Origin of the sequence: Pseudomonas sp. Ag1, assembly GCF_000278565.1 — a bacterium.
Lineage (GTDB): Bacteria > Pseudomonadota > Gammaproteobacteria > Pseudomonadales > Pseudomonadaceae > Aquipseudomonas.
In genome coordinates, this window is the sequence record NZ_AKVH01000113.1 from 268,409 (window position 1) to 282,631 (window position 14,223).

The window sequence follows — 14,223 nt, forward strand, 5'->3', positions numbered from 1 at the left end:
TATCTTTTTTTTACCTGGCGCGGCCCTACAGGTAATCACGATGCTACCTTCAGGGCTTACTCACACATGCGCCTTCCTACAAAACTTCGCCAGCGTCTCTCCCATCACGGCATCACGTATGGCTTGCTGCTGGCCACGGCAGCGACTGCCAGCACCTTGCTATGCACTCGGGCCATTGCTGCCAGCCCAGTGCAACATTACGTGATCGCCTCCGGGCCACTCGACAATGCCTTGAGCCAATTCGCGTCGAAGGCCAATGTGATTCTGTCATTCTCGCCGCAGCAGACGGCGCGCCTGCAAAGTCCTGGGCTGGAGGGTGACTACTCGGTGGAGCAAGGGTTTGCGTTATTGCTGCAAAACTCGGGATTGCAGGCGGCGATTCAAGGCCCCGGCAGCTACGCGCTGCAGCCGGCTGCGAGCGGGGAACAGCTCATGCTGGCCCCCACTACTGTCAGCACGTATCAACAGACTGGGTTCAATCAGGAAATTGCCGGGGACGTAGGTTACAAGGCGCAAAACAGCCGAATCGGTACCAAGACCAGCACACCATTGTCGGAAACCCCGCGCTCGGTGTCGGTGGTGACCGGCCAGCGCATCAAGGATCAAAAATCCCAGACGCTCACAGAAGTGCTGGGCTATGTGCCGGGAATCTTTGCCCCTCCCTTCGCTGCGGGCGACGGGCTGGCCGGTGACTTGTTCTTCATTCGCGGTTTCAACGCCACGGATTATGGCTACGGCCTGCTGCGCGATGGCTTGCGAGTCCAAGGCAACCGGTATGACACCACCAGCGAACCTTATGGCCTGGAAAGGGTGGAGATATTCCGTGGCCCTTCTTCCCTGCTCTACGGCGAAAACGCACCCGGTGGCCTGGTCAACCTGGTGAGTAAACACCCGACAGCTACACCACAAGGCGAAGTTCAGCTGACCTACGGTTCTAATAACCGGCGCCAGGTGGGTGTGGATATCTCCGGTCCCTTGGACGACAGCGGCAATATCCTTGGACGGGTGGTGATGCTCGGCAGGAAGTCCGACACCCAGACCGATCACGTTCCCGATGACCGTCTGTATATCGCACCGTCCCTGACCCTCAATTTCGACGACTACAACACCCTGACGCTGCTGGCCAACTACCAGAAAGACCACACCAATCTTGAACTTGGCCTACCTGCAGCAGGCACGTTACTGACCAACCCCAACGGAAAGCTCTCCAAGCACACCATGCTCGGTGACCCGGATTGGAACACCTTCGAACGGGAAACCTGGAGCACCGGCTACGAGTTCAGCCACAGCTTCAATGATGACTGGCAGTTTCGGCAGAACTCGCGCTACATGCAGTCGCGAATCACCCGCCATGAAACCTGGCCAGGCAACCTGAATAATGCGGGGTTCGGCACACAGCTGAACATGAATGCCTACGACCGCTACAACAAATCGATGGCCTACTCGCTGGATAACCAGTTGGAAGGCAAATTCCAGGTAGGCGGGCTGGAAAATACCGTGCTGTTCGGTGCCAGCTATGACCGTACCTCGTTCAGCCAGGATTGGAATGCCGGATTTGCAGGCACGATCAATGTGTATAACCCGGTGTACCTGAGGGACCCATTGACGCCTCTCGCGGTGCAAAACACGTTGCTCGAACAGCAGATGAAAGGTGTTTATGCACAGCTTCAGAGCAAGTATGACCACTGGTTATTCTTGCTCGGCGGGCGGCAGGACTGGGTCGACAGTGATTTTCGCGACAAGGTGGCCAAGGCCGGCAACATCAGCTCTGAAGACCGCAAGTTCACCTATCAGGGCGGGATCATGTACCAGTTCGACAATGGCCTGACGCCATACGTCAGCTACTCGACCGCGTTCGTTCCGGTACAGCAGATCTCCAATGCCGGCACACCGCTGGACCCGATCACCAGCAGTCAATATGAAGTAGGCCTCAAGTACGAGCCGATCGGCTGGGACACGGCGATGACGTTGTCGGTCTATGACTTGCGCAAGCAGGACGACACGTACCTCGACGCCACGACCAATACCTACCGCCAGGTCGGCGAAAGCCGGGCCAAGGGTGTGGAAGTGGAGGTCAACAGCAACCTCACACCTAATTTGAACGTGACTGCGGCCTACACCTACACCGATGCTCGGATTACCAAGGATTCGGCAACGTCGCTCGTGGAAGGTCACCAGATGACCGGTGTTCCGCGTAATCAGGCTTCGGTCTGGGGCAAATACCGCTTTCTTGATGGCCAGCTCAAGGGCTTGTCCGTCGGCGGCGGCGTGCGCTACTTCGACAGCACTTTCGCTTACACCACGCCTTCTCTATACGGGAAGCTGGATGCTGGAAGCGTGACGTTGGTGGATGCCGCCATTGGTTACCAGATTGACCAGCACTGGTCGGTAGACGTGAATGCGAAGAACCTGTTCGACAAGGAGTATGTGTCCGGCTGCAACGATGCGGGCCGCTGCTACTGGGGTGAAAGCCGGACGCTACTCGGAACTGTTTCCTACAACTGGTAACCAGCCAGCTGTGGATAACCGCCTATTTCCCGATACAGAAGCTTGAAAAGATCCGCCCCAACAAATCATCGGAGCTGAATGCGCCGGTGATCTCACCCAACAGCTGCTGCGCCTGGCGTAAATCCTCAGCCAGCAGCTCACCGGCTCCTGCCAGCGTCAGTTGCGCACGGCCATGCTCGAGGGCGGCGCTGGCATGCCGCAGTGCCTCCAGGTGCCTGCGACGAGCGCTGAAGCTGCTTTCCGAAGTCTGCTCGTAGCCCATGCACGCTTTCAGATGATCGCGCAGCAGTTCCAGCCCTTCTCCTGCAGCCTTGGCACTCAAGCTGATTGTCACGTGGCCATCTTCACTGACTTCCAGGGCAATTGCCTCGCCCGTCAGGTCAGCCTTGTTGCGAATCAGCGTGACCTTGGCCGGGTCCGGCCGTTGTTCGAGGAATTCCGGCCACAGTGCGAACGGGTCTGCAGCCTCTGGCGCGGTGGCATCCACCACCAGCAACACGCGGTCAGCTTCCGTGATGGCCTTCAACGCGCGTTCCACCCCGATCTTTTCCACCTGGTCATCGGTGTCACGCAGTCCAGCGGTGTCCACCACATGCAGGGGCATGCCATCGATGTGGATATGTTCGCGCAGGATATCCCGCGTGGTGCCGGCGATCTCGGTGACGATCGCGGCCTCTCGCCCGGCCAGGGCATTGAGCAGGCTCGACTTGCCGGCGTTGGGACGGCCGGCAATCACCACGGTCATACCGTCACGCAGCAAGGCACCTTGCCCGGCTTCGCGCAGCACTGTGGATAACTCATCACGAACCTTATCCAGCATCGCCAGGACATGGCCATCGGCAAGGAAGTCGATTTCTTCCTCCGGGAAATCAATCGCGGCCTCCACGTAGATGCGCAAGCTGATCAATTGCTCGGTGAGGTTATGCACACGCAGGGAAAACGCGCCCTGCAACGAGCGCAACGCATTGCGCGCAGCTTGTGCAGAGCTGGCTTCGATCAGGTCGGCAATCGCCTCGGCCTGGGCCAGGTCGAGTTTGTCGTTGAGGAACGCGCGTTCGCTGAATTCACCCGGACGTGCCAGGCGGCAACCCAACTGCAGGCAACGCTGCAGCAGCATGTCCAGAACGATCGGGCCGCCGTGGCCTTGCAGCTCGAGGACGTCTTCGCCGGTAAAGGAGTTCGGCCCCGGGAAATAAAGGGCGATACCTTCATCCAGCACTTCTTCATCAGCACCTAAAAACGGCCCGTAATGCGCATACCTCGGCTTCAGTTCCCGCCCACTGATGGCCTGGGCCGCCACGCCGGCGAGCGGCCCGGAAATACGAACGATACCGACACCACCACGACCTTGAGCGGTGGCGACAGCGGCGATGGTTTCACGAGGAGCGCTCATGGCGGGTACCCGGATAAAAGTGACAGAAAGCAAAACGCCCCACTAGGGGGCGTCTTGAGTGGTGTTATCCACAGAGTAAATTACGCCTCGGCTTTTTTGGTAGCCGCTTCGATTTTACGTGTGATGTACCACTGTTGGGAGATCGACAGGCAGTTGTTGACCACCCAGTACAGCACCAGACCAGCCGGGAACCACAGGAAGAAGAAGGTGAAGATGATTGGCATCATTTTCATTACCTTGGCCTGCATCGGGTCCGGCGGAGTCGGGTTCAGACGCTGCTGGATGAACATGGTCGCGCCCATGATGATCGGCAGGATAAAGAACGGGTCTTTGATCGACAGGTCAGTTATCCACAGCATGAACGGAGCCTGGCGCATTTCCACGCTTTCCAGGAGCACCCAGTACAGCGACAGGAATACCGGCATCTGCACCAGAATCGGCAAGCATCCACCCAACGGGTTGATCTTCTCTTTCTTGTACAGCTCCATCATGGCCTGGGACATTTTCTGCCGGTCATCGCCATGTTGTTCTTTCAGCGCAGCCAGTTTCGGGGCCACGGCACGCATACGCGCCATCGACTTGTAGCTGGCGGCCGACAGTGGGAAGAAGATCCCCTTGATCAGCATGGTCAGCAGGATAATCGAGAAGCCCCAGTTACCCACAATGCTGTGGATATGTTGCAGCAGCCAGAAAATCGGCTGGGCAATGAACCACAGAATGCCGTAATCCACAGTCAGTTCCAGACCTGGGGATAACTCTTTGAGGACTGCCTGGCTCTTCGGACCGGCGTACAACGTGGCGCTGGCTTCAGCCTTGGCACCCGGCGCGACGGTCAACGTCGGGCCAGTAAAGCCAATGATGTAGTTGCCTTGGCTGTCTTTGCGGGTTTGAACCAGGTTGGCATCACCTTTGTTCGGGATCCATGCGGTCACGAAGTAGTGTTGCAACCAGGCAACCCAGCCACCTTGAACGGTTTCTTTCAGCGCGCCCTTGTCGATATCTTTCATCGACACTTTTTTGTACGGCTCGCTACTTGTCCACAGGGCTGCGCCCAGGTAAGTCGCGGTGCCGGTGGCGGTGCTGGAAGAAGGATCGGCGCTGTTGTCACGCTTGAGCTGGGCAAACAGGTTGCCCGTCCACGGCTTCGCGCTTTCGTTGTCGATCAGGTAAGTGACTTTCAGATCGTACAAACCGCGGGTGAAGCTGAAACGCTTGATGTAGTTGACGCCGTCGTGACTGAATTTCAGGTCGACGTTCAACTGGTTCTGGCCATCGGCCAGTTGATAAGTCTTCTGTTCGGTCGAATAAACCGGACGACCGGTAGCACGAGCATCCGGACCGTCAGTACCGGTCAGGCCACTTTGCGCCAGATATACACGTTCGCCACCGTTATCGAACAGCTGGAACGGAACATCCGGATGGTCTTGGCGACGTGGATACAGCGGCAGCTTGAGCTGGGCGATATCACCACCCTGTGGGTCGATTGCCAGGTCCAGTACATCCGTTTTTACATGGATGAGGTCTTTATTGGTGACGACCGGGGTTTCTACCGGGGTGCTGGTATCGGCATTCGCGCTGGGTACATCGGCACTGGCGGCAGCATTGTTACCCAGTGGCGTATCCGGAATAGCCGGCGCCGACTGATTGGTAGCAACATTCTGAGTCGGCAGGGCAGCTTGGCCATAATCCTGGTTCCACTTAAGAACCATAGAGTAGGACACGATTGCCAGGGCGACGATCAGGATCGTGCGTTTAATATCCATGATTACTCGGCCATCGAAGAAGAACGGGAGGTAGGGATAGGCGGAACCGGGTCATAACCACCGGGATTCCACGGATGACAGCGACCTAAACGACGAAAGGTCAGCCAGCCACCGCGCAGAAGGCCATGATTTTCTATGGCTTCCAACGCGTAGCAGGAACAACTGGGGTAGAAACGACAGTGGTTTGCCATCAGGGGACTAATGGCATAGCGGTAAAACTGGATCGGAACGAGGGCCAGTTTACGCATCAGTACTGTCTACCCCTACAGTTTCGGTGCTGACAGCTGGTGCTGGCTTGTTGGTACGAGCCAAACGTTTCCAGAGCTTGCCGAAATGCTGAATCAATTCGGGGTTTTCTACGTCCCCCAAGCCTTTGCGCGCGACGATAACAATATCCCAACCAACCAGAGTCTCCTGGTGGAGGCGAAACGATTCGCGCATCAGACGCTTGAGGCGATTGCGCTCAACGGAGAGCTTTACGCTCTTCTTGCCGATCACCAACCCGAGACGGGGGTGATCCAGATCGTTGTTACGCGCAAGGAGCAGGAGATTTTTCCCCGGAACCTTGCCGGTGGGGGAGTCAAAGACTGCCTTGAAATGCCGGGGGGTTAGCAGACGCTTTTCCCGACTGAAGTCCTGACTCACCACCAGTACCGGATTATCAAACTGCCAGACGCGCACGACCTTTGGCGCGGCGACGCGACAGGACAGCACGGCCGTTCTTGGTGGCCATGCGAGCACGGAAGCCGTGAGTACGGGCGCGTTTGATGGTGCTTGGTTGGAAAGTACGTTTCATGGCGTGTTACCTGGTTCGTCCACAACGGGCCGGAATGGCCCCCGTTTTAAGAGACCGGCGATTCTAGAGAAAGCAAGCCTCTAGGTCAATTTCCAACCAGCTTTTCCTTTAATTAGATATCTGGAGGCCTGCGGACCGAATCCGGGCGATTCGCCTTTGACGAGCAATGCCATAGATATAAAAATAAAGAAGGAAGTTATTTAAAGCTTTTCTGTAAAGCTTATAAAAGCTAGGCACCCCATCTTCTGTGGATAACTGCCTTGAGGCCTGATTCTACGGGCTGTACAGAGAATGACAACACGGGGGAGAAACGGTGCTCTGCCTGTGCTGCGCTATCGGATAAGCTGTGTGTGGAATGGCTAGTTATCCACAGGCCAGTTACCCACAGACTTTCGACCCCACTTGTACAACGAGCTTAGGGGCGCTTATCCACAGAGCTTATGCACAGACCATTTGTCGCCTTTTTTACGGTTAAGGCATTGATTCTTGGCGCCCTGTGAGCAACCTACATGTGGATAAGTGGGCGGCTGGCCGCTACAATGGCGGCTGTTTTTGCCTCACCGGCTTTCAACTTAGGGGATATCCGTGTCAGTGGAACTTTGGCAGCAGTGCGTGGAGCTTTTGCGCGATGAGCTGCCTGCCCAGCAATTCAACACCTGGATCCGTCCGCTACAGGTCGAAGCCGAAGGCGACGAGTTGCGTGTCTACGCACCCAATCGTTTTGTTCTCGACTGGGTCAACGAGAAATACCTGAGCCGCGTTCTCGAATTACTCGATGAACATGGCAACGGGCTTGCTCCGGTGCTCTCCTTATTAATAGGCAGCAAACGTAGCTCGGCACCTCGTGCTGCGCCGAATGCACCGTTGGCAGCCAGTGCCTCCCAGGCTCAGGCCGCTGCGGCACCTGTTAATAACTCGCCAGCCCCGGTCGCCCAGACGCCTTCGAAATCCTCGTCGCAGAAAAACGCGCCTATAAATGAAGAGCCGTCCCGCGACAGCTTTGACCCAATGGCCGGCGCCAGCTCACAACAGGCCCCGGTTCGTGCCGAACAGCGCACCGTCCAGGTAGAGGGTGCGCTCAAGCACACCAGCTATCTGAACCGCACGTTCACCTTTGAGAACTTTGTCGAAGGTAAATCCAACCAGCTGGCCCGCGCGGCTGCCTGGCAGGTCGCCGACAATCCCAAGCACGGTTACAACCCGCTCTTCCTTTATGGTGGCGTTGGCTTGGGTAAAACTCACTTGATGCACGCCGTGGGTAACCACCTATTAAAGAAGAACCCGAATGCCAAGGTCGTGTACCTGCACTCGGAGCGCTTCGTGGCCGATATGGTCAAGGCGTTGCAGCTCAACGCCATCAACGAGTTCAAGCGGTTCTACCGTTCCGTTGATGCCTTGCTGATCGATGACATTCAATTCTTCGCCCGCAAGGAACGTTCCCAGGAAGAGTTTTTCCACACGTTCAACGCGTTGCTCGAAGGTGGCCAGCAGGTCATCCTGACCAGTGACCGTTATCCGAAGGAAATCGAAGGCCTGGAAGAGCGCCTGAAGTCGCGCTTCGGCTGGGGCCTGACCGTAGCGGTAGAACCGCCGGAGCTTGAAACCCGCGTCGCGATCCTGATGAAAAAGGCCGACCAGGCCAAAGTCGACCTGCCGCACGACGCCGCGTTCTTTATCGCCCAGCGCATTCGCTCCAACGTGCGTGAACTGGAAGGCGCACTCAAGCGGGTCATCGCTCACTCGCACTTCATGGGGCGTGACATCACCATCGAGCTGATTCGCGAATCCCTGAAAGACCTGCTGGCGTTGCAAGACAAGCTGGTGAGTGTGGATAACATCCAGCGCACCGTGGCCGAGTATTACAAGATCAAGATTTCCGACCTGCTGTCCAAGCGCCGTTCGCGCTCGGTGGCACGTCCCCGCCAGGTAGCGATGGCGCTCTCCAAAGAGCTGACCAACCACAGCCTGCCGGAAATTGGTGATGTGTTTGGCGGTCGCGACCACACCACGGTCTTGCACGCGTGCCGCAAGATCAACGAACTTAAGGAATCCGACGCGGATATTCGCGAGGACTACAAGAACCTGCTGCGTACACTGACTACTTGATGAACACCAGCGCAGCTTATTAAGGCAAGGGACTAGACCATGCATTTCACCATTCAACGCGAAGCCCTGTTGAAACCCCTGCAACTGGTCGCAGGCGTCGTCGAGCGCCGACAGACCTTGCCGGTGCTTTCCAACGTATTGCTGGTTGTCGAAGGCCAGCAATTGTCCTTGACCGGTACCGACCTGGAAGTCGAGCTGGTCGGTCGCGTCCAGCTCGAAGAGCCCGCCGAACCCGGCGAGATCACCGTGCCGGCGCGCAAGCTGATGGACATCTGCAAGAGCCTGCCCAACGACGCGCTGATCGACATCAAGGTTGATGAGCAAAAGCTGGTGGTCAAGGCCGGTCGCAGCCGTTTCACCCTGTCGACCTTGCCGGCCAACGACTTCCCGACCGTGGAAGAAGGCCCAGGCTCGCTGACCTGCAGCCTGGAACAAAGCCGACTGCGCCGCTTGATCGAGCGCACCAGCTTCGCCATGGCCCAGCAGGACGTGCGTTATTACCTTAACGGCATGCTGCTGGAAGTCTCCGAAGGCATCATCCGCGCCGTAGCCACCGACGGTCACCGTCTGGCCATGTGCTCGATGAAGGCCGATATCGGTCAGCCGGATCGCCACCAGGTGATCGTGCCGCGTAAAGGTATTCTGGAACTCGCGCGCCTGCTGACCGAGCCGGATGGCAATGTCAGTATCGTGCTGGGCCAGCACCACATCCGCGCGACCACTGGCGAGTTCACCTTCACTTCCAAGCTGGTTGACGGCAAGTTCCCGGATTACGAGCGCGTTCTGCCAAAAGGCGGCGACAAGCTGGTGATCGGTGATCGTCAGGCCCTGCGTGAAGCGTTCAGCCGTACCGCTATTCTTTCCAACGAGAAATACCGTGGTATCCGCCTGCAATTGGCCAACGGCCAACTGAAAATCCAGGCGAATAACCCTGAGCAGGAAGAAGCGGAAGAAGAAGTGGGCGTCGACTACAACGGCGGCAACCTGGAAATCGGCTTCAACGTCAGCTACCTGTTGGACGTGCTGGGCGTGATGACCACTGAACAGGTTCGCCTGATTCTGTCTGACTCCAACAGCAGCGCCCTGGTACAAGAATCCGACAACGATGACTCGGCTTACGTTGTCATGCCGATGCGCCTGTAATCATGTTCAGCAGAAGCTAGATGTCCCTCAGTCGCGTCTCGGTCACCGCGGTGCGCAATTTGCACCCGGTGACCTTCTCCCCCTCCCCCCGCATCAATATCCTCCACGGCGCCAACGGCAGTGGCAAAACCAGCGTGCTGGAAGCCATTCACCTGCTGGGGCTCGCTCGTTCCTTTCGCAGTGCCCGCTTGTTGCCGGTGATTCAGTACGAGCAACTGGCGTGCACAGTATTTGGCCAAGTCGAATTGGCCGAAGGCGGTCATAGCAGCCTGGGGATTTCTCGTGATCGTCAGGGGGAGTTTCAAATCCGCATCGATGGGCAGAATGCTCGTAGTGCTGCGCAGCTGGCAGAAATCCTGCCGCTGCAACTGATCAACCCGGACAGCTTCCGCTTGCTGGAAGGCGCGCCAAAAATCCGCAGGCAATTCCTCGATTGGGGAGTGTTCCACGTGGAACCGCGTTTCATGGCCACTTGGCAGCGCCTGCAGAAGGCCCTGCGGCAGCGGAACTCATGGCTGCGGCATGGTACACTTGACGCCGCTTCGCAAGCTGCTTGGGACCGGGAACTGTGCCTGGCCAGCGCTGAAATAGATGAATACCGCCGCGCCTATATCAAAGCCTTGAAACCAGTCTTTGAGCAGACCTTGAGCGAGTTACTTGAACTCGAGGGGCTGACGTTGAGCTACTACCGTGGTTGGGACAAAGACCGGGAGCTGAGTGCAGTGCTCGCGACGTCCTTGCAACGGGATCAGCAAATTGGTCACACCCAGGCCGGACCACAACGGGCTGATTTGCGCCTTAGATTGGGCGCACATAATGCTGCGGATATCTTGTCCCGCGGTCAGCAAAAGTTGGTGGTCTGCGCTTTGCGTATCGCCCAGGGGCATCTGGTTAGCCAGGCCCGGCGCGGGCAATGTATTTATCTGGTGGATGACTTGCCGTCCGAACTGGACGAGCAGCACCGCCGCGCGTTATGCCGCTTGTTGGAAGACTTACGCTGCCAGGTGTTTATCACCTGTGTAGACCACGAATTATTGAGGGAAGGCTGGCAGACGGAAACGCCAGTCGCTTTGTTCCACGTGGAACAAGGCCGTATCACCCAGACCCACGACCATCGGGAGTGAAGGCATGAGCGAAGAAAATACGAATACGTACGACTCGACCAGCATTAAAGTGCTTAAAGGTTTGGATGCCGTACGCAAACGTCCCGGTATGTACATCGGTGATACCGATGATGGCAGCGGTCTGCACCACATGGTGTTCGAGGTGGTCGATAACTCGATCGACGAAGCTTTGGCCGGTCACTGCGACGACATCAGCATCATCATCCACCCGGACGAATCCATCACCGTACGCGACAACGGTCGCGGCATTCCGGTAGATGTGCATAAAGAAGAAGGCGTTTCGGCGGCAGAGGTCATCATGACCGTGCTCCACGCCGGCGGTAAGTTCGACGATAACTCCTATAAAGTATCCGGCGGTTTGCACGGTGTAGGTGTTTCGGTAGTAAACGCCCTTTCTGAAGAGCTGATCCTGACTGTACGTCGTAGCGGCAAGATCTGGGAACAGACTTACGTTCATGGTGTTCCACAGGAACCGATGAAAATCGTCGGTGACAGCGAAAGCACTGGTACGCAGATTCACTTCAAGCCTTCGGCTGAAACCTTCAAGAACATCCACTTCAGCTGGGACATTCTGGCCAAGCGGATTCGTGAACTGTCTTTCCTGAACTCCGGTGTGGGTATCGTCCTCAAGGACGAACGCAGCGGCAAGGAAGAGCTGTTCAAGTACGAAGGCGGCCTGCGTGCGTTCGTTGAATACCTGAACACCAACAAGACCGCGGTCAATCAGGTGTTCCACTTCAACATCCAGCGTGAAGACGGCATCGGCGTAGAAATCGCCCTGCAGTGGAACGACAGCTTCAACGAGAACCTGTTGTGCTTCACCAACAACATTCCTCAGCGCGATGGCGGTACTCACCTGGTGGGTTTCCGTTCTGCACTGACGCGTAACCTGAACACCTACATCGAAGCGGAAGGCCTGGCGAAGAAACACAAAGTCGCCACCACCGGTGACGATGCCCGCGAAGGCCTGACCGCCATTATCTCGGTCAAGGTTCCGGATCCGAAGTTCAGCTCCCAGACCAAAGACAAGCTGGTGTCCTCCGAAGTGAAGACAGCGGTCGAACAGGAAATGGGCAAGTACTTCTCCGACTTCCTGCTGGAAAACCCGAACGAAGCCAAGCTGGTTGTCGGCAAGATGATCGACGCAGCACGGGCTCGTGAAGCGGCGCGTAAAGCCCGTGAGATGACGCGTCGTAAAGGTGCGCTGGATATCGCCGGCCTGCCGGGCAAACTGGCTGACTGCCAGGAGAAAGACCCTGCCCTCTCCGAACTGTACCTGGTGGAAGGTGACTCTGCTGGCGGTTCCGCCAAGCAGGGTCGCAACCGTCGCACCCAGGCCATCCTGCCGTTGAAGGGTAAGATCCTCAACGTCGAGAAGGCGCGTTTCGACAAGATGATTTCCTCGCAGGAAGTCGGCACCTTGATCACCGCCCTGGGCTGTGGCATCGGCCGCGATGAGTACAACATCGACAAGCTGCGCTATCACAACATCATCATCATGACCGATGCTGACGTTGACGGTTCGCACATCCGCACCCTGCTGCTGACGTTCTTCTTCCGTCAGTTGCCGGAGTTGATCGAGCGTGGCTACATCTACATCGCCCAGCCACCGTTGTACAAAGTGAAAAAAGGCAAGCAAGAGCAATACATCAAAGACGACGACGCCATGGAAGAGTACATGACGCAGTCGGCCCTGGAAGATGCGAGCCTGCACTTGAACGACGAAGCCCCGGGCATCTCCGGTGAAGCGTTGGAGCGCCTGGTAAACGACTTCCGCATGGTGATGAAGACCCTCAAGCGTTTGTCGCGCCTGTACCCTCAGGAGCTGACCGAGCACTTCATCTACCTGCCATCCGTCAGCCTGGAACAGTTGGGTGATCATGCCCACATGCAGGCTTGGTTGGCCCAGTACGAAGTCCGCCTGCGTACCGTTGAAAAATCCGGCCTGGTCTACAAAGCCAGCCTGCGTGAAGACCGTGAACGTAACGTCTGGCTGCCAGAGGTCGAACTGATCTCCCACGGCCTGTCGAACTACGTCACCTTCAACCGCGACTTCTTCGGCAGCAACGACTACAAGACGGTTGTTACCCTCGGCGCGCAACTGAGCACCCTGCTGGACGACGGTGCTTACATTCAGCGTGGCGAGCGCAAGAAAGCGGTCAAAGAGTTCAAGGAAGCCCTGGACTGGTTGATGGCGGAAAGCACCAAGCGCCATACCATTCAGCGATACAAAGGTCTGGGCGAAATGAACCCGGATCAGCTGTGGGAAACCACCATGGACCCAGCCCAGCGTCGCATGCTGCGCGTGACCATCGAAGACGCCATTGGCGCGGACCAGATCTTCAACACCCTGATGGGTGATGCGGTCGAGCCTCGTCGTGACTTCATCGAGAGCAATGCCCTGGCGGTTTCCAACCTGGACTTCTGATCAGGTTGCAGCGCAAAAACAAAAAAGGCCAACGCTTAGCGTTGGCCTTTTTTATGGGCTGGATATGAGCATTTTATAAATGCTCCACGTGGAACATCTCAGTCCTCGGAAGCCGCCGTCACACTCTCCAACCGATATCCGTACCCATAGATCGTCAGCAACTGCCAACCCCGATCCGCCGTCAGCCCGAGCTTATTCCGCAGCCGATAAATATGCGTATCCAGCGGCCGCGACGACACCATCTCCTCATGGGTCCAGAACCGTTCATACAGGTACTCTCGAGACAGCGGCCGCGCCAGGTTCTCAAACAGGCACCGCGCCAGGCGGTATTCGCGCTCCGTCAGGCTGATGGGTTTTCCCGCCCTGCTCACCGTGAGTTCAGCATCATCAAAGGTCAGGTCATTGAAGGTATGCACCTCACTGGCTGCAGACTTCTGCAACCCGTGGCGACGCAGAACGGCATTCACCCGAGCCTTAAGCTCATTGGGACGAAACGGCTTGCTGACGTAATCATCGGCACCACTGTTCAGCGCCTGGACGATATCGCTCTCGGCATCGCGGCTGGTAAGCATGATGGCGGCTGGCGGCGCTTCCATGTGCTCGCGGGTCCAGCGCAGCAATGCCAGGCCACTGAGGTCGGGCAGTTGCCAGTCAAGGATCAGCAAGTCGAAGGTCTCGCGGCGCAGTTGTCGCAGCAGGTCTTCTCCACGCTCGAAGCAGTGCAGGGTCCATGGTTGATCCGCAGCGCTGGGGATTTGTCGCAGTGTCTGTTCCACCCGCCGCAGTTCAGCAGGTTCGTCATCCAGTATTGCGACACGCATGGCAGGGTCCTTTCTTATTGAAGAATGCGGGCATTGAATCTGAACAATTATGGCCAGATTCTCAGGCCCTCTGAATCTCTCGGTACGCTGATATCAAATGGCCGCAAGCCATTGGAAATCGTCAACACCCAAGCTGGGAAG

The 14,223-nt window shown here is 57.1% G+C and carries 11 protein-coding genes; 5 read left to right on the top strand and 6 right to left on the bottom strand.

Going from position 1 to position 14,223, the window contains the following annotated elements:
* Positions 1-66: 66 nt before the first annotated feature.
* Positions 67-2,508 carry a TonB-dependent siderophore receptor gene (locus A462_RS00610; protein ID WP_032899913.1) on the top strand — a complete coding sequence of 814 codons (2,442 nt, stop codon included), beginning with the start codon at positions 67-69 and terminating at the stop codon, positions 2,506-2,508.
* Positions 2,509-2,530: 22 nt separating this feature from the next.
* Here A462_RS00610 and mnmE read toward each other — a convergent pair whose 3' ends face one another.
* From mnmE to rpmH, 5 genes are all read right to left on the bottom strand, one after another.
* Positions 2,531-3,901: a tRNA uridine-5-carboxymethylaminomethyl(34) synthesis GTPase MnmE gene (gene mnmE / locus A462_RS00605; protein ID WP_008439550.1), complete on the bottom strand. Its 1,371-nt coding sequence runs from the start codon at positions 3,899-3,901 to the stop codon at positions 2,531-2,533.
* Positions 3,902-3,981: 80 nt separating this feature from the next.
* Positions 3,982-5,664 carry a membrane protein insertase YidC gene (gene yidC / locus A462_RS00600; RefSeq protein ID WP_003213572.1) on the bottom strand — a complete coding sequence of 561 codons (1,683 nt, stop codon included), beginning with the start codon at positions 5,662-5,664 and terminating at the stop codon, positions 3,982-3,984.
* A 2-nt stretch (positions 5,665-5,666) separates the two neighbouring features.
* Positions 5,667-5,912, bottom strand: coding sequence for a membrane protein insertion efficiency factor YidD (gene yidD, locus A462_RS34005; protein ID WP_003213574.1), 246 nt, complete (start codon positions 5,910-5,912; stop codon positions 5,667-5,669).
* Positions 5,905-6,309 carry a ribonuclease P protein component gene (gene rnpA, locus A462_RS34010; RefSeq protein WP_010168490.1) on the bottom strand — a complete coding sequence of 135 codons (405 nt, stop codon included), beginning with the start codon at positions 6,307-6,309 and terminating at the stop codon, positions 5,905-5,907. The genes yidD and rnpA overlap by 8 nt, the downstream gene beginning before the upstream one ends.
* A gap of 16 nt (positions 6,310-6,325) precedes the next feature.
* On the bottom strand, positions 6,326-6,460 hold the full coding sequence (gene rpmH, locus A462_RS34015; RefSeq protein WP_003213577.1) for a 50S ribosomal protein L34: 135 nt from the start codon (positions 6,458-6,460) through the stop codon (positions 6,326-6,328).
* A 585-nt stretch (positions 6,461-7,045) separates the two neighbouring features.
* Here rpmH and dnaA point away from each other — a divergent pair.
* Genes dnaA through gyrB form a run of 4 tightly spaced genes read left to right on the top strand, consistent with a single transcriptional unit; the run spans position 7,046 to position 13,261 of the window.
* Positions 7,046-8,566 (top strand): chromosomal replication initiator protein DnaA, encoded by a 1,521-nt coding sequence (gene dnaA, locus A462_RS0132860; protein ID WP_032868695.1) that lies wholly within the window; start codon positions 7,046-7,048, stop codon positions 8,564-8,566.
* 39 nt (positions 8,567-8,605) lie between these two features.
* Positions 8,606-9,709 (top strand): DNA polymerase III subunit beta, encoded by a 1,104-nt coding sequence (dnaN, locus tag A462_RS00595; RefSeq protein ID WP_003213582.1) that lies wholly within the window; start codon positions 8,606-8,608, stop codon positions 9,707-9,709.
* Positions 9,710-9,729: 20 nt separating this feature from the next.
* The gene (gene recF, locus A462_RS00590; RefSeq protein ID WP_003213585.1) at positions 9,730-10,833 is read left to right on the top strand and encodes a DNA replication/repair protein RecF; all 1,104 of its coding nucleotides are present in this window, start codon (positions 9,730-9,732) and stop codon (positions 10,831-10,833) included.
* 4 nt (positions 10,834-10,837) lie between these two features.
* Positions 10,838-13,261, top strand: coding sequence for a DNA topoisomerase (ATP-hydrolyzing) subunit B (gene gyrB / locus A462_RS00585; RefSeq protein ID WP_003213587.1), 2,424 nt, complete (start codon positions 10,838-10,840; stop codon positions 13,259-13,261).
* Between the two features lie 98 nt (positions 13,262-13,359).
* Here the strand turns inward: gyrB and A462_RS00580 are convergent, their stop codons facing one another.
* Positions 13,360-14,082 (bottom strand): response regulator transcription factor, encoded by a 723-nt coding sequence (locus A462_RS00580; protein WP_003213588.1) that lies wholly within the window; start codon positions 14,080-14,082, stop codon positions 13,360-13,362.
* Between the last annotated feature and the right edge of the window lie 141 nt (positions 14,083-14,223).